Origin of the sequence: Sunxiuqinia indica (assembly GCF_009847015.1) — a bacterium.
Classification (GTDB): Bacteria; Bacteroidota; Bacteroidia; order Bacteroidales; family Prolixibacteraceae; genus Sunxiuqinia; species Sunxiuqinia indica.
Window position 1 is genome coordinate 1 of the sequence record NZ_WVEM01000025.1, and the last position, 18,239, is coordinate 18,239.

Consider the following 18,239-nt stretch of genomic DNA (forward strand, 5'->3'; position numbering starts at 1 on the left):
GGTATAGTGCAAGCCGTTTCCGGGTCTTGAAAATTTATCTGAGTTTGTTGCATTTTGCTGTTTTTTAAAAGTTCTACATTATTTTTGCACGGCTCGACACCATACCATTAGCCCGTTGACATTAATATTTTGCTCAATGAAAAGCAAATAGTTTGAAGCGAATTAGTTTCGCAAAAAACATAATGCCAACAAAGTACAAATTGCATAATCTTTCATTTAATCAACGTCAGTGGTTAAGTTCTTTTTATTTTTGCCCGCCCGCTTTGCTTTTTACAAAAGCATAGAATTTGCATAGTGCATTTTCATATCGCTTTTTCGCACTTGAATTTGCATAGCTCATTTCGTTCAATTCAAAAAACTCAGCAATATCTTTATTGGATAAGCCGAGTTCTTTTTTTAATTCTTCTATTTTCATTATTCCTGTAAATCTTCTAAATGTTCCCATCCTTCTGAACCGTCACTATAAATTACTTTAACCTGTTCTCCATGTCCTAAATCTCTTTTTTCATTAGTTACTTGAACTTTTTCGCCTGAATTAGTGTACATCGTTTTCATTTTTCTTATTTTAAAAGGTTAGTTAATAATTCAACATTTTCAGTAGTTCCTTCTATATCACAATTGTCTTGTAACCATTTACCTAAATTATTATTGTTATTCACATTGATTGATACTTTATCGGTGTCCCCATCGTGAAAATCAACATCGAATGTATGTGTATAAAGAGAATTTACTGTGTCAACTAATGTTAGTGTTCTTACTTCGTTGAATCTTTTGTTTTCAAATTTTTGCGTTTTCATTTTGTTTTGTTTTTGTATTATTGTACTTCAAAGATAAGCATTTACTTAATACCATGCAACTATTTTACTATTTATTTTAAGTATTTGCTTAATTTATTTATAAAACAAGAAATAAAACCCTCCCTAAAAATAAAAAGAACAGAAACGGCAGTACATTTAATCAAGGTCGCTGGAAATTACGCAACTTGTACCGGACGTTATATGCAAGGCTACATTAGTGCGTTGTTCCAAAGTATTCTGCCTAATTTAAGCGTAAAATAAAATTGCCCTGCCAACGCTCCCCATTCTTCTTTACCTTGCTTTATTTCAATCCCTAATAATTCAACTCTCATTGTCGGTGCATCTTTTGAATATCCGTTGCGAAATTCTACAGCTTCCCATTTTTTGTTTTTAAGTATCGGAATTCCGTTTTCAAAATCCCTACGCACTTCGCACGGTGTCATCCAATGAAATTCGTGCCAAGTAAATCTATTTATCCAATATTGTTTAATTTCCCTGTATTCTTCTTTTTTCTCCCCACTTGCAATTTTATCATACCACTCTTTTTTAAGTGTGAGGTGTAAAGGTCGCCCAGCATATAACAATGCGTCATACGCCATTGGCTTAGTGGTATTTGTATCGTTTGTTTCTTTACTCATCTTATGTCTGTATTTTAAAATTTTGTAGTTCTATTCAAAACGCCAACAGGCGCATACGCTTAACGTTGACAGTCATTCGGACTCCTCCCGTCGCCCGTTTTTAGCTTCATTTTTAAATTTTTTGTAGTGAAAATAGTTTGTAATAAAGTGGTTTACACTGCCCGAAATTCCCCATATACAAAACAAAAAAAGCACTCCGTAGCCAAGCAATCGCATGGCTGATTGGTGATCTAAAAACTCTAGTAAATTCATAATCATTAAAATTTAAAAATTCTCACTAAAAAACATGACTGTCAATGGTTCGCGCTTGTATTTCCGTGTCGCAGCCCGAACGAACTGCCAACAGCGAGTGATAGCCCATAAAACTACACCTGCACATTTAATCAGGATGGAAATCCAATGGAGACTCCAAACTCCCGAAAATTTGAGCAAGCTCATTTTCTCCGTTTTCCGTTCCATACTCGCGAACCATTATAAAACAATTGGCGGGTTTAACTCCTTACTTCTGATTGAAATTATCATACATTTTCTGGTCATGTTAAACCTTACACCATAGAACCCGCCAAAAGTTTATAACATTATGCAAAGTGCATTATACTTGCACTAATCAACGTCCGTGGTAGTTTTTAATATTTTCCCACGCAATTCGTAATAATCCTGTGTGCAATAAGTACAATGATGCTGTGTTGCTCGGTATCCGTTATGGTCGCCAATATACCTTCGAGTTAATGAGCCACCACAATCACACATTTCTTTAGTTTCACCTTTTTCTAAAACAACTGGTTCTTTGTAAATAGATACATTTGTATTCATAATTCCTTCCTTAAAATATTAAAAACTTGTAACGTCTGTTTTTCAAATCAATGGCAACGGAGTTAACGCACCTTGCATCCGGCCGTTAATGGCAATGCTAAGAAACATTTTTAACAGCATCACTTATCTTTTTGTAATCCTCAGATTCTAACCACTTCTTTGCAGCTATACTAAAATCATGCATCGCCTGTGCAGCTTGCTTAAATGTCAAAGGGGCTTTTAAAGCACTGCCATTAACATTTTGTATATGGCAGCTTTCGGTGCTTTTATCAACTCCGTTCGCTTGCATACAAGCATCTTCAAGCCAGTTTACATAAGCATCAGAAAACATTACTTCTCCTTCTGTGCATTTATTGAATACTTCTTTGTTTTTAGATACATTAAATTGGTATCTCAATTCATTTTTGGTTCTTACAGTTCCCATATCGCTCACTATTTATAAATTATCAATATTCGTTCTTTCCTAATCTTCGGTTTAGCCGCCACATACAATTTACCATTAACCACAACTTCAACAGCAGTATTAGCCTTTTAACCTTGCGTTCGTATTTATTTGGTCGGATAGAGTTATCTGAATCGCTTAATTTACGGCTCAGCTCATTCCATTTTATTAAGGCTTTGCTCATAATCTGTTAATGCTTTTATGAATCCCATTCCAATAACATAGCCTTTAGATTCTAAAAAATTATCTATAAGGCTTCTGCTGTCTCTTATTCCTGTTTTAGAAAGATGTTCCCTAATCTCTGGTTCAGAATTAGGGAATCTTTCTTTTAATTTTCTCCAGTTCATTAGGTACAAATTGCTTCGTTATTTTCAATTAGTTAAAATATCTCTTAATTCTTCAGAGTTACCCACCATTTACCTTCGGTATTTCTCTTTTGCATCATATCGCAAGTGGCATAGTTGGCAGGCTGCTTTTAGTCGTTCGTCTTTAACATCATGATTAGTTTTATCATGGTCGAGGTGTGCGATTGTAAGCACTACTTTTACTCTCTTTGGGTTTGGTATCGGTTCTATTCTTCCGGTCGCTTTATTCTTTTTACTTTCGATAGTTTTCGGGTAGCTATTGGCTTCTTCAAAGTCTCTAAACCATCCTGTAGTTTTCCCCCTATATCTAACAGCCCAAACGTATTCACCGTGCTTAAAATCGCATCCATCAAATTCACAGGTGTTGCCTGCCCGTTCCATTATTCTAGGTCGTATTTCAGACTTCCAGTTTTTTGGATATTTCTTGTAATCAATTGGCATATCAGAAGCGGTTAGATTATCCTTAAAAACTTGCCCGACTGGTCGAACTCAAAGTCAACCTCGCGGTTATCATCTGGCTTTATCGTAACGGTTGAGCCTATGAGTGTGCTGCATCCTGAAAAGCTGCATCCTATTTCTAAAAACAATTGTTTTAATATCTCTACATCGGTCATTTTTCCCAGGGATTTTGCATTTCGCGGTCAATTAATAATTGTTTGAATTTTGCTTTATACTCAGCGGCTATCTGGTCGAGGGTGGCTTTGTCGAGGTGAAAAGCTTGATGTCTCTTGGCTTCCAGTTCTTTTATGGCGTCTTCGCCATGCTTGCCGACCAGGTGTTCGCGCATGCGGTCCATACGTCCGCCACCGTAGTGGTTATCTCGGTAGTACTGAGGCGCCACATTTCTAAAGTCAAAAGCGGTTGAATAGTTTGTGCTATTCATGTCGTTTACTTTGATGTAGTGCCCGGCATGACATTGTTTTGAATTGATGCTCATACGGCGGCCCGAGGTGGCGCAAATGGCTACAGCGTTCTTGTCGGCATAATACAGAAGCACATACCTGCTAAACCATTTCCATGCGGTTGTTTGGTAAAGGTTGAATTTAGGGGCCTTTTTAAAAACTGAGCGCTCTATTATCCGGTTATTCTTTACAATCAGGCAGCGCGGGCATTGCTCAATGGTTGAGTTGTGGCGCCTTCGCATCGGCATGTTATGAATGGGACATCGTTTCATTTGTAGATTGCTTTTTTAATTCCAGATTCGTTTAATACTGCGTTGCCTCCGCCACGTTGCTTTATCGAGGCTTGCGGCGGTTTCCACCATCTTTATTATGCGCCATTTCATTTCTTCAAACAGTATTAAGGCTTTGCGCCTGCGGTCCTGGCTTTCGTTCATATTCTGCCAGATGCCCCTTAGTTTGTCGGCGCGCTGCCTCCATATACCTGCCAGCGCGTACATATCACTGGCGGTCTGTATTTCTCTTAGTTTTTTTATCATTTGGTTGTGGTATTTCGCGCCCCAGCTTGCTTAAAAAGTGGTTGAACTTAGGCATAAACTTGCGGTCGTTTGTTTCTTGATATCTGTTGACCGTTTTACAGGCGTGTAGCAATGTTGTGCGGTCGAAACTGGTGCCCTCAACAACTACTCCCGGTTGTTCTTTCATAACCTTGTGTCGAAACCAGAAGACTGCTTGCCTTGGTTCTACTATTTTGTGGCGCCGGGTGCGCATGTAAAGGTCTTCGCGGTTTATGTTCCAAGCGGCACAAGCGGCGGCCTCAACCATTGAAGTGGTAATGACTACTCCGGGTATTTCGTATGCGTTCATTCGTTAAGTTTTTCATCGTTAATCGTTATTACTCGTCGTAGTCGGCCTTTCCCGTTGCATACCCTACAGATTTTTACATCGGGGGCTTTCGACAGGTCAAAGTCGGTGAGTGTCTCTGTTTCAGTTCCTTTGCATTGCGGACAAATAATTATCTTTTCGTGCCGCTGATACCTGCTTGCTTTGGTTATATTCGCCATATTATACCTGTTGCAGTTTTTTGAGTTTTCGTTTGCGGTAAATGCTTTTGTCCTGGTTGATGCACTCGTAACCATATGCCTCGGGGTTGTCGGCCCTGAGATCGCGAAGGCGGCGGGTAATTGTGCCGTCGGTGCAGCTTGGGCGGGCAGTTAAACTTCTAACCATTTCAACCATGTTGATGCACATGAATGTCTCGGGCATGCTCTTAAAAGCGATTGCGGTGGCTTCCCGAACGGTGTATAACGATTTGCGTTTGCGTCCCATGTCTTACAAATTAATTTTTGATTGTGCGGCTTTTGGTGTCCGCTGTGGCTTCTGTATTCCTCCTTGTTGCGGAGTAGTGAGTCGTTTAACGGCAACGAGCTTGAAGCATGAGCCGCGGCCCGTTGGCGAGTAGGTTGAAAAAATGCTGTTGGCAAACTTCGTAGCATCGCCCCGGCAATTGGCTACCGGGTTGTTTTTAAACCAACAACCGTCACATGTATTATGCGGACTTGCCGCTAACGTGAAGTCTTCGGTTTTATAGCTTTTAAATTGCATAGGTTTTACTTATTTAGTTTCTGAATTACTAAGCTTTTTATTGTTTCTCGCCTTGCACTTCGCCTGAAAATGCAGTGGCTTGGATCGCTTTAAAAATTACATACGCCACTTGTGGAACTATTGCATTACCGTATGCTTTTATGCTTTCATTTCGCCATTTCGAAAAGGTAATTCCGTCCAGTTTACCGGAAACCCCATCATTTCCGCCACAAATTGTGGGTTCAACATTTGGGAATTTAGTGAACTGTCCGAATTTCGTATAACTGTCTCCAAATTTTGTTGCTTCCCTTCCCTGTTCTTCCCCATGTACCCCGTTTTCCCACTCGCTGCATCCGGTGTTGGCAACATTTGCCGGGCTACAACATCCCGTAAGTTGCTTAATTGTGTTCGCCCGGGTCTGGTTATTGTCATTTCCTTTATTATCGCTTTGTCCGTTTTTGGAGCCATGTTGTCCATCGTTGTCGGTGTTGGCAATAATCCCATTGTTGCTAAATCGTTTATGCCGAAACTCCAGCTCTGCTCCATTTTTCTTTTTGTCCTTCCGTCCTCTATTTTGCTGCCATTCTTTTCGTCCCTGGCTTGTGGAGTAGGCAATAAACCAAACTCTTTCTCTTTTGTGGGGGGCGTTCTGGCCACAAGCTGGAAGTACAACCGGTTGTACTTTGTACCCTTCAGCTTCCAAGTCAGCTTGCACCTCGTCGAAAACCAGGCCTCCATTCCAACTAAGTAGCCCATAAACGTTTTCTCCCACAACGTAACTTGGGGAAATCTCGCGTATTGCTCTAAGCATTTCCGGCCAGAGGTGGCGCTCATCTTCTTTTCCAAGCCTTTTTCCTGCAACGCTATATGGTTGGCATGGGAATCCTCCGGTAAGGATGTCGATTTTATTTCTCCAAATAGTGAAATCTGTTTGTGTAATGTCTCCATAACTTTTTGCTTTTGGCCAGTAATATTTAAGCACTTTTTGCCCGAACTCGTTCCATTCGCAATGAAATACGTTATTCCAACCCATCCATTCCGCCGCAAGGTCAAAGCCTCCGATTCCTGAAAATAAACTAGCGTGATTTAACATTTTGCTTACTTCGTTATTCTTTTTTGGGTGGTTCGGTGTATCGAAATACGGTGAGGCTTCCTTCAATGTTAAGCTTATCGCGAATGTCGGTGCGTAATTGTTCCAGCTCTTCCATGTTCTGAAATTCGTGGTCGCACTCGATTGTTATTTTGGTTACTCTGATCATTTCAATCGTGGTTTTTATTGATTACTATTCAAATAGGCCGCACTAAACTCGCGGTCGATCGTGCAACTGCATGGAATTACAACGGCCGACTCAATGGCGGTTATAAAGTCGAGGTCTTCTTGTTCGTTGCGCTCCTGTGCCCGCTTGCTGATGCTGTCGGTCAACCAGTTGTTAATCGAAATCATGGCCGAGTCAACGTCGGTGGTATGCACAATGTATGTTGATGTGTAGGAACCTGATTCGCGGGTTACCTTTACTTCTATTTTGTAAAACTTTTTATCAATCTGGGTTTCCGGGTCTTCGCTGTCCGGGTCTTCGGCGGTCACTTTGCGTAGGTTGTCTTTAATGATGATGCAGTCGTTATAATCGCGAATATTCAACAGAATGAACGTTTCTCTAAAATTGAGCTCGATAAAGTCTTTTACGACTTCCATTGCCATTTCGATGCTGTTGGCATACAGTAGTATTTTGTGTTTCTTTTTGCCAACCTGTGCAGTAACCGACCAAGGTGTTAAGCCGGTGTACGATACCATATGCGCCTGCCGCTGCTGGTTGCTTACCTCAACGGCAGTAATATCGCCCGAGTCGATGTGAAAGCGGATGCGCGATAAAATGTCGTTATCAATGTAGGTGCCTTGTTGCACAATCATTTCGCTGCGCTCTATGGGTATAACCTCGGAGGTGTCGTCGTCTACGAATTCTTCGGTCCAAGTTCGTTTTAACGGCTTGGCAAGATATTGACCGAACATTTTCTCGGGGCTCGAAGTGGTCAGACGAATTTCGTCTTTGCGTGTTTCAATTTTTTTTGTCATGGTTTTATTAAGAATTGATTTATCCGATATAGTGCTGTTTCGTTCCCGGCAGCTATTGGCTGCCCTTTTATGTAGTGGTGCTCGTAGAGCTGTATGGCGTCGGCGGTGTAGCCTGCTTCTTTCATTAGCCTGATGTTGCGTGCGTGCATGTGGTCAATTCGTTGTGCGCGCTCGGCGTTGTACTCTTCGGTGGCGGCATCGTAGCCGTTTAGCTCTACACTGCGCTGTACATCTACTTTATTGCGATGGCGCGCAATTACTTTTTGCCCGAGTGTGTTTTTCCGAAATGGCGCTACCTGGCTGCATGCGTTTAGCTGTATCATCTTTAGCACAAACTTGTCGAGCTCGGTGGTGGGGGCGTTGTTTACAATCTTTTTGGTCGTATTACCCAGCATGTACATGAGTTTGTCTTCCGGCTTTCGTAACAGGTCCAGAATTACATCGTTTAAGAGGTCTTCGGCCCAACTTTCGAAACGATGCACGCGCGACATGTGCCTGGCGTAGTCGAGCCAGTTGGGGTAACGAAACGCGATGTACTTTTTTATTTCGGAGGCTGGATTTTCCATTTAAGATCAATAACAAGCTTTAATAAACTCGTTGAAACGTTTCTCCACTCCTTCTTTTGCTTTTACAAAATCTTCTTTTGTGTCTACAAAACAAGGGTTACTATTTCCATCTGTAGGAAAATAGTCAGTTGCGACAAATATTACTGTTTCTTTAACTTGCACCCTACTTATCCGTGCTATAAGAAATTGTCTGTAAAAGCAAAGCCTTGCCCAACGTCCTTGGTTATCTGGCTCGTCTGTTTGACTATATCTCGTCTGCCAATAAAATCCACTTGTTGACAGCTTGCATAGTTTATTTGCTGTATTGTTAGGTTGTCTCATTTTTACAGGTATTTTCTGGTTCGTTTCCTTTTTGCAACCCATGCCGAATACAACCACCCGGTTACAATGATTAATGCGATTGCTGTTGTTACAATAATTACTATCATTTTAAAATCCTTTTACTTGGTGTTGCTCTATCCACTTATCAAGGTCGGCGCGTTTGTATAGTATTTTTCTGCCGGGCTGGTAGTATTGTAACCCGGTGTTGCGCCAGTGCTGAAAAGTGTTGGCATTTCCCATGCCCAGGTACACAATGGCTTCTTTTTCGTTGAGCCACTTTTTAGAGCTGAGGTCGACAATGACAGGAATGCGCCGCGTGGTGGTGGTGGGTGTGTTCATTAGTCGAGTGTTTTGCGTTTCGATTGAACATGAAAGAACACGGCTAAACTTCCGGCCATGGCTGTTATTGCGAGCTGGTGAATGGCTCCCGTTAATACACCGTAGGTGGCTGCAATGGTAAGGAGCATAAAAAAGCAGGCGAATATTTTATAGGCTGTTCTCATGGCTTGTATCTTTTCGGGCGTTTGTTACTTTTGTATGGTGTTTTAATCCAGGGGGATTAATTCCGTCGTACAAGGGGCTTGTTTGCGCAAGCTCCTTTTTTTTATGGCTGTTGGAAACCCTCTCCCTTTGGCTCGGACGCTACCGTAACCGCCGGGAGAGGTCCACTAACCCTATTTTGTAGCTTTGGCGGCAAGGTCTTTTTTTAGTTGGTGTACTTCGTGGTAACTTAGTTTAGGGCGGTGTTTGCCATCGCCGTAGTTTTTGAGCTTGCCTGATTTTAACTGGCGCATAATAAAATGCTTGTCTTGCTCGAGTATCTTTATAGCTTCCAGCGAGGTGATCAGCCGATCGGGAATGGCTTTCTCTACTTCCTCGCGGATTACCGGCCTTAGTGCTTCGGCCAAATAATCGGCCGTGGTTTTTAAACTTTCCATTTATGCTATTTTTAATTTATCGGTTTCGTAATCGTTAAAATCATACTCGTTTCGGCTGCGTCCACTTCTTCCGGATGTGCGCCCGCTACATGTTCGCGAAGGTGTTCTCAACACTCTTAACATGTTGTGGTTTTCTATTGTCATGCTAAATACAGCGAGGCTTAATAAGGCCGCACTTACCAACTTGCGGAGCGATTGGCTGAGGTTTAAACTGATGTTGTACCGGCGCGTGAAGTACCAGGCGGTTAGCTCGGTGGCTTTTTGTAGTTGTAATTTCCTTTTGGCCCGGCGAATTAGTTCGTCTACCGTGTGGCGGCTCTTTTGTAAGTGATTGGCTATTTCGTCCTGGCTTAACCCGAAGGCGGTAAGCTCAACTACTTCAAATTCTTTGGGGGTTAGTGTAGTCATGGCTTAGTGTAGTATTTCGGTGTATTCGTCGGATAATGCCTGTATGGTTTGAAGTATTCGGATGTTTTTTTCTAATACTTTTATGTCCAGCTCTTCGTTTTCCCCTTTGCAGCGTTTTATTGCAAGCTCTAGTGCATCAATGTCACTTGCTACGTTTTTAAATCGGGATAAAATGTCTCGATCAACGTATCGTATGATTCGTTTGTGATCAGGAAGGTTTTTTAGCCTGTGTTCAGATTCGGTAAAAACCTCGGCAGTGGGTTTTAGATTGCTTATTGAAGGAGTAATTTCGACAATGTAATCGATTCGATTGTTTGAAGTTTTAATTTCAATAATTTGCTTTTCCATCCTTGTAGTGTTTTTTCGTTATTGTTAAATTCAAAGACTTGTACTATCTTTGAGTTGTTGTTTGTTGTACAAATGTAAAGAAATTTTTTACTCAGTAACAAATTTTTTTACAAAAATGTTATTGTTATGGAGCATAATTTTCAATCGTTCGCTATTGACTACTTTAAGAAGTATTTGAAAATGAACGGAATAAGTCAAAGTGACTTAGCTGCAAATTTAGACGAGTCGAAACAAAAAGTCTCAAATTATTTGACCGGAAAAACTGAATTTACGCTTAATAAGTTTGAACATTTTTCTGAGGCAATGGGTATTTTTATTCTTGATATGGTCTCAGAATACCATCAAAAGATTGTCTTAAATAAAAATGTTCCTTCGTATGTTAACGATGTTAAGCCGGTTTATGAAACGAAGAAGCGAGATGGCGCAATTTCTGAAGATTGGACCGAAAAAGATAGTAGAATAAGAGGACTGAAAGCCGAGGTTCAACGGTGGATTGATTTATCAGAAAAACAAGATAAAATGATTAAGCGATATGAAAGAGATATCGACAATCTGGAAAGGAAAATAAGCGACCTCAACGACCCAGGCAAAAACAAACAAGCCGGTTAAGGCTGGTGTATAGTATTTCGAATATTAAAGAACCAAAAATTAAAACGATATGAAACAATGTTCGCTATTGATATTTGTCATTATTTTAATTGCGTCTTGTGCAAAAGACGAGGAAATTAAAACAGTTGAAACAAATTATATTGAGTACAACGGTGTGACTTACGATTTAAAAACCTGCATCGTTGAAGATCAATATTATATTCCAGCAAATTCACACAGTCTGAAAATTAATTTGTTATCTGTTGATATGACACAAACAGAAGTTGATTCTATTTATAATCTACCGGATAATTTTTACTATAAATTAGCATCAAGCGCGGCAATTTCTTTAATCAATACGCAAACTTATTTCGACGGTAACCTAAAATCAGGAAATTATGAAATAGGTAGTTATTTTAATCATCCTTCTTTCTCAACAGATTTTAATAATGAAACAAATGAGTATGATACATATATTGAGCTCGAATCTGGAACAGCAATTATTAATGTTTCTGACGGTAAAATAGAAATTGATGTTAAATCAACTGCTGAAAATAATACAACAATTGAAGCCCACTATGAAGGCCCGTACTTTGATAAAGTCTATAACCACTACGGAAATTAATGATCATGAAACATTATTTACTACTAATATTTGTCACCATATTTATTCCGTCTTCTGTGTTTAGCCAAACAATTTACAAAGGTTTTGAATATGGCATGAGCAAAGGCGAGGCAAAAAGAGAGTTTAAGAAAAATAAAGATGACTATACAGCGGTAGACTTGGGTAATGGGTTTGTCTGGCGAACTTACCCTCAAAATTTGTTGATGTCTGGCGATAGTTTGGCGGTTGTTTGGTTTACTCCTAAAGGTACAGCGCTTGGCATGAGTCACGATAATGTTGTTTCATATCTTGAATTTACACGTGCTTTTTTTGAGTTGAAGGATTATCAATTGTTTTTTGAACCTGAGTACTGGCAATATCCTGTAAATTTTAATGCGAAATATGGGTTACTTTTGTCCAATCCTGATAAAACAATTATGGTTCAACTATACCCTTCGAGTGCAAAAGTGGGGCATAATACGACCTACTTTGCCAATTTAAAGGTGATGAACTACGACTGGTTTATGAGTATCTATAAAGAAAACCTCAATGTTTTAGATGAAAAAAGCGCCGAGTCCGGGTTCTGATTTCTAGGCTAAAATCAAACTTTTTAAATCGGCAAACGGGTAATAAACGGGTAATAATTTAATTGCAGCTTTGTTAATGCTCTCAAAAACAGCTCTCTATGTTTTTATATTATTGCGTCTGGGGGGCGAGGGGTCGCAAGTTCAAATCTTGTCATCCCGACAGATTGGGAAATCAAAGAGCATCAAAAGCCTGTAAATTGTGTGATTTACAGGCTTTTTCGTTTTTTGTCATGTCAATTCATATCAGGAAATATCACAAAAAATGTGAGTTAAACGGTGAGTCTTTTTTTTATTTAACTTCGAACTCACCAGAAAGAACTAATCATTTGTTTTTTAGATGTTAGCACGGGTCAAATCTGTAATTATGGAGCATGATTCTTGACCGGTTCTGGTGAGTTCCGGTGAGTCTTTTGGCCGGATTTAACAACAGAAGCAGTTAAAACGGATTAAACCGATAAAAATTGAATGATATGAAAACAACCCACACATTTGGTATCCAGTTTATTGTCCGGACTGGGAAAAGGGATAAAGGTAAAGGAATTGTTTATGCCCGGATCACTGTTGAAACCCGCAGGATTGAAATTTCCCTAAAAAAGACCGTTGCAGTAGATGAATGGAACAAAGCCCGCGGAATGGCAAAAGGCTCCGGTACGGAAGCAAAAAAATTTAACAGCTACCTGGAACATGTCCGTTCAATGCTGACTGACGCTTACCGGGAGTTGCAAATCAACAAACAGGAAATTACCCCTGAAAATATTAAGGCGCTTTATCTCGGTGATTCATTTGATGATCATTCTTTAATGGAGCTGGTGGATTATCACAATACTACGCAGACCAGTGTCCTTTCCCCGGGGACAATGAAAAATTACTTTACGACAAAAAGGCATTTGGATCGTTTCCTTGAAGTTAAATTCAAAACTGCGGACATTTATCTTGTCCAGATTAATTATAAATTCATCACCGATTTTGAATATTTCCTTAGAAATTATAAACCACTGGATCATCAAAGACCCTTGAATAATAATGGCGTAATGAAACACCAGGAACGATTTCGAAAGATGATCAACCTGGGGTATCGACTGGGGTGGATAACCCAAAATCCATTCGATTCCTATAAACTGAGATTTCGAAAAGTTGACCGGGGGTTTTTGACAGAGAAGGAACTTTATGTCATTGAAAACAAAAAGTTCGGAATCGAAAGGTTACAAACTGTCAGGGATGTTTTTGTTTTCAGCTGTTATACCGGTCTTTCTTATATAGACGCAATTAATCTGAGGCCGGATGAAATCAATTTAGGGATTGACGGTCAATATTGGATTTTTTCCAAGCGACAGAAGACCGGTACAAAACTTAAGATCCCACTCCTTCCCAAAGCGTTGGAAATTTCGATAAAGTACCGGAAGCATCCTAAGTCGGTCAGCAGGGATAAGGTATTCCCATTAATGTCAAATCAGAAAATAAACAGTTATTTAAAAGAAATTGCTGATTTGTGCGGGATAAGGAAGAACCTGACTTTCCATCTAGCCAGGCATACGTTTGCAACAACTGTTACGTTGAGCAATGGAGTTCCGATAGAAACGGTTAGTAATGTGTTGGGACACAAAAGTATTTCAACTACCCAGATTTATGCAAAAGTACTAGAGAAGAAAATCAGTGAGGACATGGGCAAACTTCAGAGAAAACTAGTAATTGAATTACCGATAAAAGGGAGGACTTGATTTTTGGTAAACACTGGAATGAAACCTTGTTTCTGTAAGGAATTATAGGCAATTTCTCTTCAGTAGTTGCTACAGGGATCCCCCGTAATATATTCAGTATTGTTTTTATAAAGGGTATAGATCAGTACCAACAATTTCCGTTCGAGTTCGATTTCTCCGGTTTTTTCCGAACGTGCTTGGAAGAAATTTAATACGCAGCTATGATTGAGAGTCTACGTTCGTGAGGCTGTTTTTGTTGAATCGTAGTGGAAGTTTACAAGGTATATATGTCCGAGCCTATTCTAAAAGAGGATTTCCAGAATATTACTACGAGTGCGCTGGAACTGAACGTGAGCAGTGATACTTTTCGATAGCAATGTTGAGATTTTCTATTATATCTCTTTTTTATGCGATGTTCTTGCTAAAATAATAAAGCGAAGTTTGAAATTGACTCTCTCAAATCAAAAAAAGGTCAAACAAAACAAGGTGTATTTTTTAACAGAAGCTGATAAATCGACACTGCCAGATGTGAAACGACTTATCGTTATGTCGTGTTGTCCTTTGGCTTAAACAACAGTCAGTAAAACCGTTCCATACGAAAACCGCCCGCTCTCAGGAACCATAAGCAGGATTTCATCCCCTTTCTTTAACTGTCCTGACTTGTGCAGATCATCTAACGCGGCAAAAATCGAAGCTGATGCAATGTTTCCGATCTCTGTGAGGTTCGTGAACCACTTCTGTTCCCCTAAATCCAAATTGCGGGCTTCAATTGCTTCTGCTAATTTGCCATAGAAGAACATGGAGGAGACGTGAGGAATGACATAATCAATTTCTGAAGCATTGGTTCCGTGTTTCTCCAGACAGTGCTCCAAATGATCTACCCAATAACGAATGATATTGGGCTTGAGCAGTCGAATATCCTGTTTCACGGAGAGTACCGACCGGTTAAGGAGCTCTTGACTTTCGAATTCTTTCCAGCCTTTTAGTTCTCCATCATTTCTTAGCTCGGCTCCCATAAACATACAGGTTGGAAGTTGGTTGGCATAAGACGTCATTTCAATCCATTCGATTTTAAAGGAAAGTCCGGTCTCGTTTTTTTGATCCGATAGCAGTACTGCACTTGCTCCGTCGCTCAGCATAAAGCGTAAAAAGTCTTTCTCAAACGCCATGTAAGGATCCTCGCCGGCTTTGGCACAGTGCTCATACTCTTCCTGGTAATTTTTTGACAAGAGGGTGGGGGAAGCCAGTTCAGAGGTGGAGCAAATGGCTTTTTGAGTTTGATTGGTGACTACACTCATATATGCCACTTTTAATGCCTGCAGGCAGGTCAGACAAACCCCGGCGCAGGAATAGATTTCCATGGGTTTGTTTTTCATCAACCCATGCACCATGGAGGCATGTGAAGGCAGCAACTGATCAGGGTTGCCCGTGGCGCATGCCAGCACATCAATATCATCCGGAATTTCTCCATCCGGGAAAAGTTTTTGGATCGAAAAGAGTGCTAGTTTCGCATTCGTATGGGTGATCTGTTGATTCTTGTCCAGGGCATAGTACCGACATTTGATGCCGTTTTGTTTTAAGACAATTCTTCGAACCCGTGAAGGCTTGTCGTTAATCAACCCTAAAAACTGTTCCATTTCTTCATTATAAACAGGGGGATTCGGCAGGAATTTACTGACTGATGTTATGTATACATTTGTTTTCATGATATTGGAATTATACTGATTGGTATGTAAAAATAAAGAATATTTACATACAATTCCAAGAAAAATAGCTGCTATTATAATTTTAACTGATGGTAAATGTCCAGGTAGATGCCTAGTAATTCGTCCGTATTTAGGCCATGGGAGAGGCATCTGTCAAAGGCCAGTCCCAGAAAACAACTCCTGAAAAGAATAGCATAACGTCTGGTGTCTACTTTGCGAATTTCCTTGTTTTTTATTGCCCGTTCAATCGTCTTTTCCCAAAGCTTTGTCTCATTAATTGAGTTTTGGGTCATGATTTCTGAAAAGTTGGGGTAGATGCGCGATGCCTGGATGTATAGTGAGAAATACTGCTTGTAAATATTTATAACAGAAAGGGATAGCATTTTTGACATGGCGGTGTTAATGCCCTTGATATACTGATAGATAAACTGCTCCAGTGAGATGTCCTCCGAAAACTCAAATTTATGATGAGGGTTCTGGGTGTCAATGATGTACCGGTCAATGACCTCGTTAAATAGTTCCTCCTTATTTTTGAAAAAGTAAAAGATGGCGCCCCTGGTTTTTCCTACTGCTTGTTCCATATCTGAGATACTTACTTTTTCAAAATTATTGTTTAGAAAAAGTTTGAAAGCTTCTTCTATAATTCGGTCTTTTGTCGTCATAACTAATTAGACTATTGGTTACAAACTTACGTAAAAAAGTCTGGTTTTATGAGCAATTTTGTAAGAAAATATATGGATCAGAGGTTCGACTACTTCTGTTGGTTGGATGTTTGTAGTGCAAAAACTATTTATCTTAGTTTTTTTATTTGCACAATTTTTATTTATATTTGAATACCATACGGACGGTATGTTATTTTCGTCTGTTTTTTCAAAGTTACTTTTGCTAAGTGACGGAGCCTTTGGCATGTTCTTTTGACACTGAAACGGGTTTTTATACGAAAGAAGATTTACTCCAACCTGAATTAAACAGCACCAGCCTTAGGCTTTTTTTACGGCGATGACTTTCTGGCATCCGAGCGACCGGTTGAAGATTGGGACGTAAAAATCTTTACCATGAAAAACAAGAGCGCATTGAAACAGGGGAGGGATCGGTTCATTCCGATTACTAAAACATCGGTTAGAGAAAAAAAAGTGGTATGTTTTTTACCTGCGCCCTCATTCCGAAAAGGTCGTTTACAGGACACTTACGGATCTGGACTATGAGGTATTCTTTCCAACGATTACTTCGCTCCGGATTTGGAGAAACCGGCAGAAAAAGAAGATCAGGCTTCCGCTTTTTCCCAATTACCTGTTTTTGTATACCTACGAACACCAGCTGTATGCGATTAAAGATCTTCCCAAAGTGGTCGCTTTTGTTGCTTCCGGTGGAAGGCCGCTCACGGTGTCGGGCAAGGAGATTGAGGGGATAAAGCGGATGCTGGGGCTGGATAAAACCATTCTGGTTGAAACTGCCTTTTCCAAAGGAGAGCACGTCCGTATTCTGTCTGGTCCACTGATGGGATACGAAGGCGTACTGGTCAAACAACAAGGGAAAACCCGTTTTGGTATTCAACTGAAAGCAATCAACCATACGATCTTTATTGATATCACGCTCTCAGACCTTGAAAAACTCTGAACCCATTTTGTATGAAAATAACGATCATCCCAAACTTTAATCTTCGTGAAGAAATCCAGTCTGTATGACGTGATCTTCCAGTTGCGTCCCCTGCCCAAAAAATTGACGGACAAGCGCTATGCCAACCAGCTTGTTTCGGCGCTTGATGAGCGGCTGACGGTGACTGAGCACCGACATCGCTACCTGCTACTTAATGTCGGTCATGTCTCCGATTACATGTATTTTGTTGAAAAAGGCGTTGCCCGGTGTTTTTACTTTGACGATCAGGCAGGTCGGGAAATAACATCGATCATCTGGAACGAGTTAAGTATTGCATGTGACCCGGTAAGCTTTTTTCAGCGTAGGGCATCGGATGTAAATATCGAAGTGATGCGTGGCAGCCTGCTGTTATCCATTTCATACCAGCATTTACAGGAGATTTTTAAAGCATTTCCTGAAGCAGAGATTTTTACCCGTTGTATTTCCCTGCAGTACGTCTATTATTTTGCACAACGGGCACGACAGTTGGCAGGTGCTTCAGCCTGGGAAAGGTATTTGCATTTATTGTCTACCCATCCGGGGATCGAATTAGACATATCCAAAGAGATTATCGCATCTTATCTGAATATTACCCCACAGTCTCTCAGTCGGATGATCAAGAAGAACGGGCATCCTTGATGAAAAAGATTACCAGCCTGTAAAACTTTAGCAACCACTGGGTAGCCAATTTCCGGAGGTTGGATGAATCCGCTCCCTGACTATTTGATACTTAAGTGAGGGAAGCTCCGGTGTGGTGGAAGGCAAAAAGGGACGGTGGCAGGTTAATTGAAAAATTACCCGGGGGCAACAATTTTGTTTGTCGATCATCATGTCGTTCTGAATCTCTGATAAGCATAAAGAATGACTGCTTCTGTAGCTTTACAAAAGGATGAAAATTGTAAAGTATGTGTAGAGAAGCGGGTCAATCCAATTTTATATATTTTCCTTCGGAAACTAAAATTCGAAAGCAAAACCTATGGCAATTAGCACTTTTCCAGCGGGGCTTCCCGCTACTGTTTAATTTCTTTGTGCTGATTGGTTCAAAGAACCCCCAGCACAGGTATTTCCCGCCACAGCGGAAATTTAAATCAACTTTTTTTATTAATTAAAACAATAGTTTGTTCAAAAAATATAAATAATCAAGCGGCCATTGTGCCGAAATTCAATAGTTCTTTGACATGCTGATGATTTTTGATTGAGTTCGGGTTAATGGCGAACAGCCTGAAAAATCG

At 40.3% G+C, this 18,239-nt stretch carries 33 protein-coding genes; 6 read left to right on the forward strand and 27 right to left on the reverse strand.

Annotated features, from left to right (window positions below; all coding sequences use genetic code 11):
* Positions 1-244: 244 nt before the first annotated feature.
* The 25 genes from GR929_RS21180 to GR929_RS21300 all read right to left on the reverse strand — a co-directional run bounded on the left by GR929_RS21180 (position 245) and on the right by GR929_RS21300 (position 10,190).
* A complete protein-coding gene (locus GR929_RS21180) occupies positions 245-415 on the reverse strand; it encodes a hypothetical protein (protein ID WP_159523729.1) in 171 nt (56 codons plus the stop codon).
* Positions 415-555, reverse strand: coding sequence for a hypothetical protein (locus GR929_RS21185; protein WP_159523731.1), 141 nt, complete (start codon positions 553-555; stop codon positions 415-417). Before GR929_RS21185 ends, GR929_RS21180 begins: the two co-directional genes overlap by 1 nt.
* A 5-nt stretch (positions 556-560) precedes the next feature.
* Entirely contained in the window at positions 561-797 is a 237-nt protein-coding gene (locus GR929_RS21190; protein ID WP_159523733.1) for a hypothetical protein, read from the reverse strand.
* A 209-nt stretch (positions 798-1,006) separates the two neighbouring features.
* On the reverse strand, positions 1,007-1,435 hold the full coding sequence (locus GR929_RS21195; protein ID WP_201301089.1) for a hypothetical protein: 429 nt from the start codon (positions 1,433-1,435) through the stop codon (positions 1,007-1,009).
* 72 nt (positions 1,436-1,507) lie between these two features.
* Positions 1,508-1,687 (reverse strand): hypothetical protein, encoded by a 180-nt coding sequence (locus GR929_RS21200; RefSeq protein WP_159523735.1) that lies wholly within the window; start codon positions 1,685-1,687, stop codon positions 1,508-1,510.
* A 658-nt stretch (positions 1,688-2,345) separates the two neighbouring features.
* Positions 2,346-2,672 (reverse strand): hypothetical protein, encoded by a 327-nt coding sequence (locus GR929_RS21205; protein WP_159523737.1) that lies wholly within the window; start codon positions 2,670-2,672, stop codon positions 2,346-2,348.
* Positions 2,673-2,845: 173 nt separating this feature from the next.
* Positions 2,846-3,037 carry a hypothetical protein gene (locus tag GR929_RS21210; protein WP_159523739.1) on the reverse strand — a complete coding sequence of 64 codons (192 nt, stop codon included), beginning with the start codon at positions 3,035-3,037 and terminating at the stop codon, positions 2,846-2,848.
* 69 nt (positions 3,038-3,106) lie between these two features.
* On the reverse strand, positions 3,107-3,496 hold the full coding sequence (locus tag GR929_RS21215) for a hypothetical protein (protein ID WP_159523741.1): 390 nt from the start codon (positions 3,494-3,496) through the stop codon (positions 3,107-3,109).
* Positions 3,497-3,507: 11 nt separating this feature from the next.
* Positions 3,508-3,669 carry a hypothetical protein gene (locus GR929_RS21220; RefSeq protein ID WP_159523743.1) on the reverse strand — a complete coding sequence of 54 codons (162 nt, stop codon included), beginning with the start codon at positions 3,667-3,669 and terminating at the stop codon, positions 3,508-3,510.
* Entirely contained in the window at positions 3,666-4,229 is a 564-nt protein-coding gene (locus GR929_RS21225; RefSeq protein ID WP_159523745.1) for a recombination protein NinG, read from the reverse strand. The genes GR929_RS21220 and GR929_RS21225 overlap by 4 nt, the downstream gene beginning before the upstream one ends.
* A gap of 15 nt (positions 4,230-4,244) precedes the next feature.
* Positions 4,245-4,493, reverse strand: coding sequence for a hypothetical protein (locus GR929_RS21230; RefSeq protein WP_159523747.1), 249 nt, complete (start codon positions 4,491-4,493; stop codon positions 4,245-4,247).
* On the reverse strand, positions 4,456-4,821 hold the full coding sequence (locus tag GR929_RS21235; protein WP_159523749.1) for a helix-turn-helix domain-containing protein: 366 nt from the start codon (positions 4,819-4,821) through the stop codon (positions 4,456-4,458). Before GR929_RS21235 ends, GR929_RS21230 begins: the two co-directional genes overlap by 38 nt.
* Positions 4,818-5,018: a hypothetical protein gene (locus GR929_RS21240; RefSeq protein WP_159523751.1), complete on the reverse strand. Its 201-nt coding sequence runs from the start codon at positions 5,016-5,018 to the stop codon at positions 4,818-4,820. Before GR929_RS21240 ends, GR929_RS21235 begins: the two co-directional genes overlap by 4 nt.
* 1 nt (position 5,019) lies before the next feature.
* Positions 5,020-5,283 (reverse strand): hypothetical protein, encoded by a 264-nt coding sequence (locus GR929_RS21245; protein WP_159523753.1) that lies wholly within the window; start codon positions 5,281-5,283, stop codon positions 5,020-5,022.
* Positions 5,284-5,286: 3 nt separating this feature from the next.
* Positions 5,287-5,559: a hypothetical protein gene (locus tag GR929_RS21250; RefSeq protein ID WP_159523755.1), complete on the reverse strand. Its 273-nt coding sequence runs from the start codon at positions 5,557-5,559 to the stop codon at positions 5,287-5,289.
* Positions 5,560-5,596: 37 nt separating this feature from the next.
* The gene (gene dcm / locus GR929_RS21255; RefSeq protein WP_159523757.1) at positions 5,597-6,631 is read right to left on the reverse strand and encodes a DNA (cytosine-5-)-methyltransferase; all 1,035 of its coding nucleotides are present in this window, start codon (positions 6,629-6,631) and stop codon (positions 5,597-5,599) included.
* Between the two features lie 13 nt (positions 6,632-6,644).
* Positions 6,645-6,797: a hypothetical protein gene (locus tag GR929_RS21260; protein WP_159523759.1), complete on the reverse strand. Its 153-nt coding sequence runs from the start codon at positions 6,795-6,797 to the stop codon at positions 6,645-6,647.
* Between the two features lie 14 nt (positions 6,798-6,811).
* Complete coding sequence (locus GR929_RS21265) at positions 6,812-7,609, reverse strand: RNA polymerase subunit sigma (RefSeq protein ID WP_159523761.1); 798 nt, start codon at positions 7,607-7,609, stop codon at positions 6,812-6,814.
* Positions 7,606-8,175 (reverse strand): hypothetical protein, encoded by a 570-nt coding sequence (locus GR929_RS21270; RefSeq protein ID WP_159523763.1) that lies wholly within the window; start codon positions 8,173-8,175, stop codon positions 7,606-7,608. The genes GR929_RS21265 and GR929_RS21270 overlap by 4 nt, the downstream gene beginning before the upstream one ends.
* Before the next feature lie 6 nt (positions 8,176-8,181).
* Positions 8,182-8,496 (reverse strand): hypothetical protein, encoded by a 315-nt coding sequence (locus GR929_RS21275; RefSeq protein WP_159523765.1) that lies wholly within the window; start codon positions 8,494-8,496, stop codon positions 8,182-8,184.
* Positions 8,497-8,604: 108 nt separating this feature from the next.
* Complete coding sequence (locus GR929_RS21280; RefSeq protein ID WP_159523767.1) at positions 8,605-8,835, reverse strand: helix-turn-helix domain-containing protein; 231 nt, start codon at positions 8,833-8,835, stop codon at positions 8,605-8,607.
* On the reverse strand, positions 8,835-8,999 hold the full coding sequence (locus GR929_RS21285; RefSeq protein WP_159523769.1) for a hypothetical protein: 165 nt from the start codon (positions 8,997-8,999) through the stop codon (positions 8,835-8,837). The genes GR929_RS21280 and GR929_RS21285 overlap by 1 nt, the downstream gene beginning before the upstream one ends.
* A 171-nt stretch (positions 9,000-9,170) precedes the next feature.
* A complete protein-coding gene (locus tag GR929_RS21290) occupies positions 9,171-9,434 on the reverse strand; it encodes a hypothetical protein (RefSeq protein WP_159523771.1) in 264 nt (87 codons plus the stop codon).
* A complete protein-coding gene (locus GR929_RS21295; RefSeq protein ID WP_159523773.1) occupies positions 9,435-9,842 on the reverse strand; it encodes a sigma factor-like helix-turn-helix DNA-binding protein in 408 nt (135 codons plus the stop codon).
* Between the two features lie 3 nt (positions 9,843-9,845).
* Positions 9,846-10,190 (reverse strand): hypothetical protein, encoded by a 345-nt coding sequence (locus GR929_RS21300; protein WP_159523775.1) that lies wholly within the window; start codon positions 10,188-10,190, stop codon positions 9,846-9,848.
* Positions 10,191-10,316: 126 nt separating this feature from the next.
* Here GR929_RS21300 and GR929_RS21305 point away from each other — a divergent pair, with 126 nt between their 5' ends.
* From GR929_RS21305 to GR929_RS21320, 4 genes are all read left to right on the forward strand, one after another.
* Positions 10,317-10,799 carry a helix-turn-helix domain-containing protein gene (locus GR929_RS21305; protein WP_159523777.1) on the forward strand — a complete coding sequence of 161 codons (483 nt, stop codon included), beginning with the start codon at positions 10,317-10,319 and terminating at the stop codon, positions 10,797-10,799.
* Positions 10,800-10,848: 49 nt separating this feature from the next.
* Complete coding sequence (locus GR929_RS21310) at positions 10,849-11,403, forward strand: hypothetical protein (RefSeq protein WP_159523779.1); 555 nt, start codon at positions 10,849-10,851, stop codon at positions 11,401-11,403.
* 5 nt (positions 11,404-11,408) lie between these two features.
* On the forward strand, positions 11,409-11,969 hold the full coding sequence (locus tag GR929_RS21315; protein ID WP_159523781.1) for a hypothetical protein: 561 nt from the start codon (positions 11,409-11,411) through the stop codon (positions 11,967-11,969).
* A 470-nt stretch (positions 11,970-12,439) separates the two neighbouring features.
* Positions 12,440-13,687 carry a site-specific integrase gene (locus tag GR929_RS21320; RefSeq protein ID WP_159523783.1) on the forward strand — a complete coding sequence of 416 codons (1,248 nt, stop codon included), beginning with the start codon at positions 12,440-12,442 and terminating at the stop codon, positions 13,685-13,687.
* Positions 13,688-14,232: 545 nt separating this feature from the next.
* Here the strand turns inward: GR929_RS21320 and GR929_RS21325 are convergent.
* Both GR929_RS21325 and GR929_RS21330 read right to left on the reverse strand, forming a co-directional pair.
* Positions 14,233-15,372: a beta-ketoacyl-ACP synthase III gene (locus GR929_RS21325; RefSeq protein ID WP_159523785.1), complete on the reverse strand. Its 1,140-nt coding sequence runs from the start codon at positions 15,370-15,372 to the stop codon at positions 14,233-14,235.
* 74 nt (positions 15,373-15,446) lie between these two features.
* A complete protein-coding gene (locus GR929_RS21330; protein ID WP_159523787.1) occupies positions 15,447-16,034 on the reverse strand; it encodes a TetR/AcrR family transcriptional regulator in 588 nt (195 codons plus the stop codon).
* A gap of 427 nt (positions 16,035-16,461) precedes the next feature.
* Here GR929_RS21330 and GR929_RS21335 point away from each other — a divergent pair, with 427 nt between their 5' ends.
* Together GR929_RS21335 and GR929_RS21340 are read left to right on the forward strand one after the other, a co-directional pair.
* The gene (locus GR929_RS21335; protein WP_159523793.1) at positions 16,462-16,989 is read left to right on the forward strand and encodes a UpxY family transcription antiterminator; all 528 of its coding nucleotides are present in this window, start codon (positions 16,462-16,464) and stop codon (positions 16,987-16,989) included.
* 45 nt (positions 16,990-17,034) lie between these two features.
* The gene (locus GR929_RS21340; protein ID WP_159523789.1) at positions 17,035-17,646 is read left to right on the forward strand and encodes a Crp/Fnr family transcriptional regulator; all 612 of its coding nucleotides are present in this window, start codon (positions 17,035-17,037) and stop codon (positions 17,644-17,646) included.
* Positions 17,647-18,239 lie beyond the last annotated feature (593 nt).

Coding starts and splice junctions, on each gene's coding strand:
- GR929_RS21200 (WP_159523735.1), bottom strand. CDS start 1,687: ATGAATTTACTAGAGTTTTTAGATCACCAATCAGCCATGCGATTGCTT.
- GR929_RS21325 (WP_159523785.1), bottom strand. CDS start 15,372: ATGAAAACAAATGTATACATAACATCAGTCAGTAAATTCCTGCCGAAT.
- GR929_RS21310 (WP_159523779.1), top strand. CDS start 10,849: ATGAAACAATGTTCGCTATTGATATTTGTCATTATTTTAATTGCGTCT.
- GR929_RS21260 (WP_159523759.1), bottom strand. CDS start 6,797: ATGATCAGAGTAACCAAAATAACAATCGAGTGCGACCACGAATTTCAG.
- dcm (WP_159523757.1), bottom strand. CDS start 6,631: ATGTTAAATCACGCTAGTTTATTTTCAGGAATCGGAGGCTTTGACCTT.
- GR929_RS21240 (WP_159523751.1), bottom strand. CDS start 5,018: ATGGCGAATATAACCAAAGCAAGCAGGTATCAGCGGCACGAAAAGATA.
- GR929_RS21290 (WP_159523771.1), bottom strand. CDS start 9,434: ATGGAAAGTTTAAAAACCACGGCCGATTATTTGGCCGAAGCACTAAGG.
- GR929_RS21185 (WP_159523731.1), bottom strand. CDS start 555: ATGAAAACGATGTACACTAATTCAGGCGAAAAAGTTCAAGTAACTAAT.
- GR929_RS21280 (WP_159523767.1), bottom strand. CDS start 8,835: ATGAACACACCCACCACCACCACGCGGCGCATTCCTGTCATTGTCGAC.
- GR929_RS21215 (WP_159523741.1), bottom strand. CDS start 3,496: ATGCCAATTGATTACAAGAAATATCCAAAAAACTGGAAGTCTGAAATA.
- GR929_RS21235 (WP_159523749.1), bottom strand. CDS start 4,821: ATGAACGCATACGAAATACCCGGAGTAGTCATTACCACTTCAATGGTT.
- GR929_RS21205 (WP_159523737.1), bottom strand. CDS start 2,672: ATGGGAACTGTAAGAACCAAAAATGAATTGAGATACCAATTTAATGTA.
- GR929_RS21270 (WP_159523763.1), bottom strand. CDS start 8,175: ATGGAAAATCCAGCCTCCGAAATAAAAAAGTACATCGCGTTTCGTTAC.
- GR929_RS21300 (WP_159523775.1), bottom strand. CDS start 10,190: ATGGAAAAGCAAATTATTGAAATTAAAACTTCAAACAATCGAATCGAT.
- GR929_RS21230 (WP_159523747.1), bottom strand. CDS start 4,493: ATGATAAAAAAACTAAGAGAAATACAGACCGCCAGTGATATGTACGCG.
- GR929_RS21180 (WP_159523729.1), bottom strand. CDS start 415: ATGAAAATAGAAGAATTAAAAAAAGAACTCGGCTTATCCAATAAAGAT.
- GR929_RS21250 (WP_159523755.1), bottom strand. CDS start 5,559: ATGCAATTTAAAAGCTATAAAACCGAAGACTTCACGTTAGCGGCAAGT.
- GR929_RS21275 (WP_159523765.1), bottom strand. CDS start 8,496: ATGAGACAACCTAACAATACAGCAAATAAACTATGCAAGCTGTCAACA.
- GR929_RS21195 (WP_201301089.1), bottom strand. CDS start 1,435: ATGAGTAAAGAAACAAACGATACAAATACCACTAAGCCAATGGCGTAT.
- GR929_RS21220 (WP_159523743.1), bottom strand. CDS start 3,669: ATGACCGATGTAGAGATATTAAAACAATTGTTTTTAGAAATAGGATGC.
- GR929_RS21320 (WP_159523783.1), top strand. CDS start 12,440: ATGAAAACAACCCACACATTTGGTATCCAGTTTATTGTCCGGACTGGG.
- GR929_RS21245 (WP_159523753.1), bottom strand. CDS start 5,283: ATGGGACGCAAACGCAAATCGTTATACACCGTTCGGGAAGCCACCGCA.
- GR929_RS21210 (WP_159523739.1), bottom strand. CDS start 3,037: ATGAACTGGAGAAAATTAAAAGAAAGATTCCCTAATTCTGAACCAGAG.
- GR929_RS21265 (WP_159523761.1), bottom strand. CDS start 7,609: ATGACAAAAAAAATTGAAACACGCAAAGACGAAATTCGTCTGACCACT.
- GR929_RS21225 (WP_159523745.1), bottom strand. CDS start 4,229: ATGAAACGATGTCCCATTCATAACATGCCGATGCGAAGGCGCCACAAC.
- GR929_RS21315 (WP_159523781.1), top strand. CDS start 11,409: ATGAAACATTATTTACTACTAATATTTGTCACCATATTTATTCCGTCT.
- GR929_RS21305 (WP_159523777.1), top strand. CDS start 10,317: ATGGAGCATAATTTTCAATCGTTCGCTATTGACTACTTTAAGAAGTAT.
- GR929_RS21285 (WP_159523769.1), bottom strand. CDS start 8,999: ATGAGAACAGCCTATAAAATATTCGCCTGCTTTTTTATGCTCCTTACC.
- GR929_RS21190 (WP_159523733.1), bottom strand. CDS start 797: ATGAAAACGCAAAAATTTGAAAACAAAAGATTCAACGAAGTAAGAACA.
- GR929_RS21295 (WP_159523773.1), bottom strand. CDS start 9,842: ATGACTACACTAACCCCCAAAGAATTTGAAGTAGTTGAGCTTACCGCC.
- GR929_RS21330 (WP_159523787.1), bottom strand. CDS start 16,034: ATGACGACAAAAGACCGAATTATAGAAGAAGCTTTCAAACTTTTTCTA.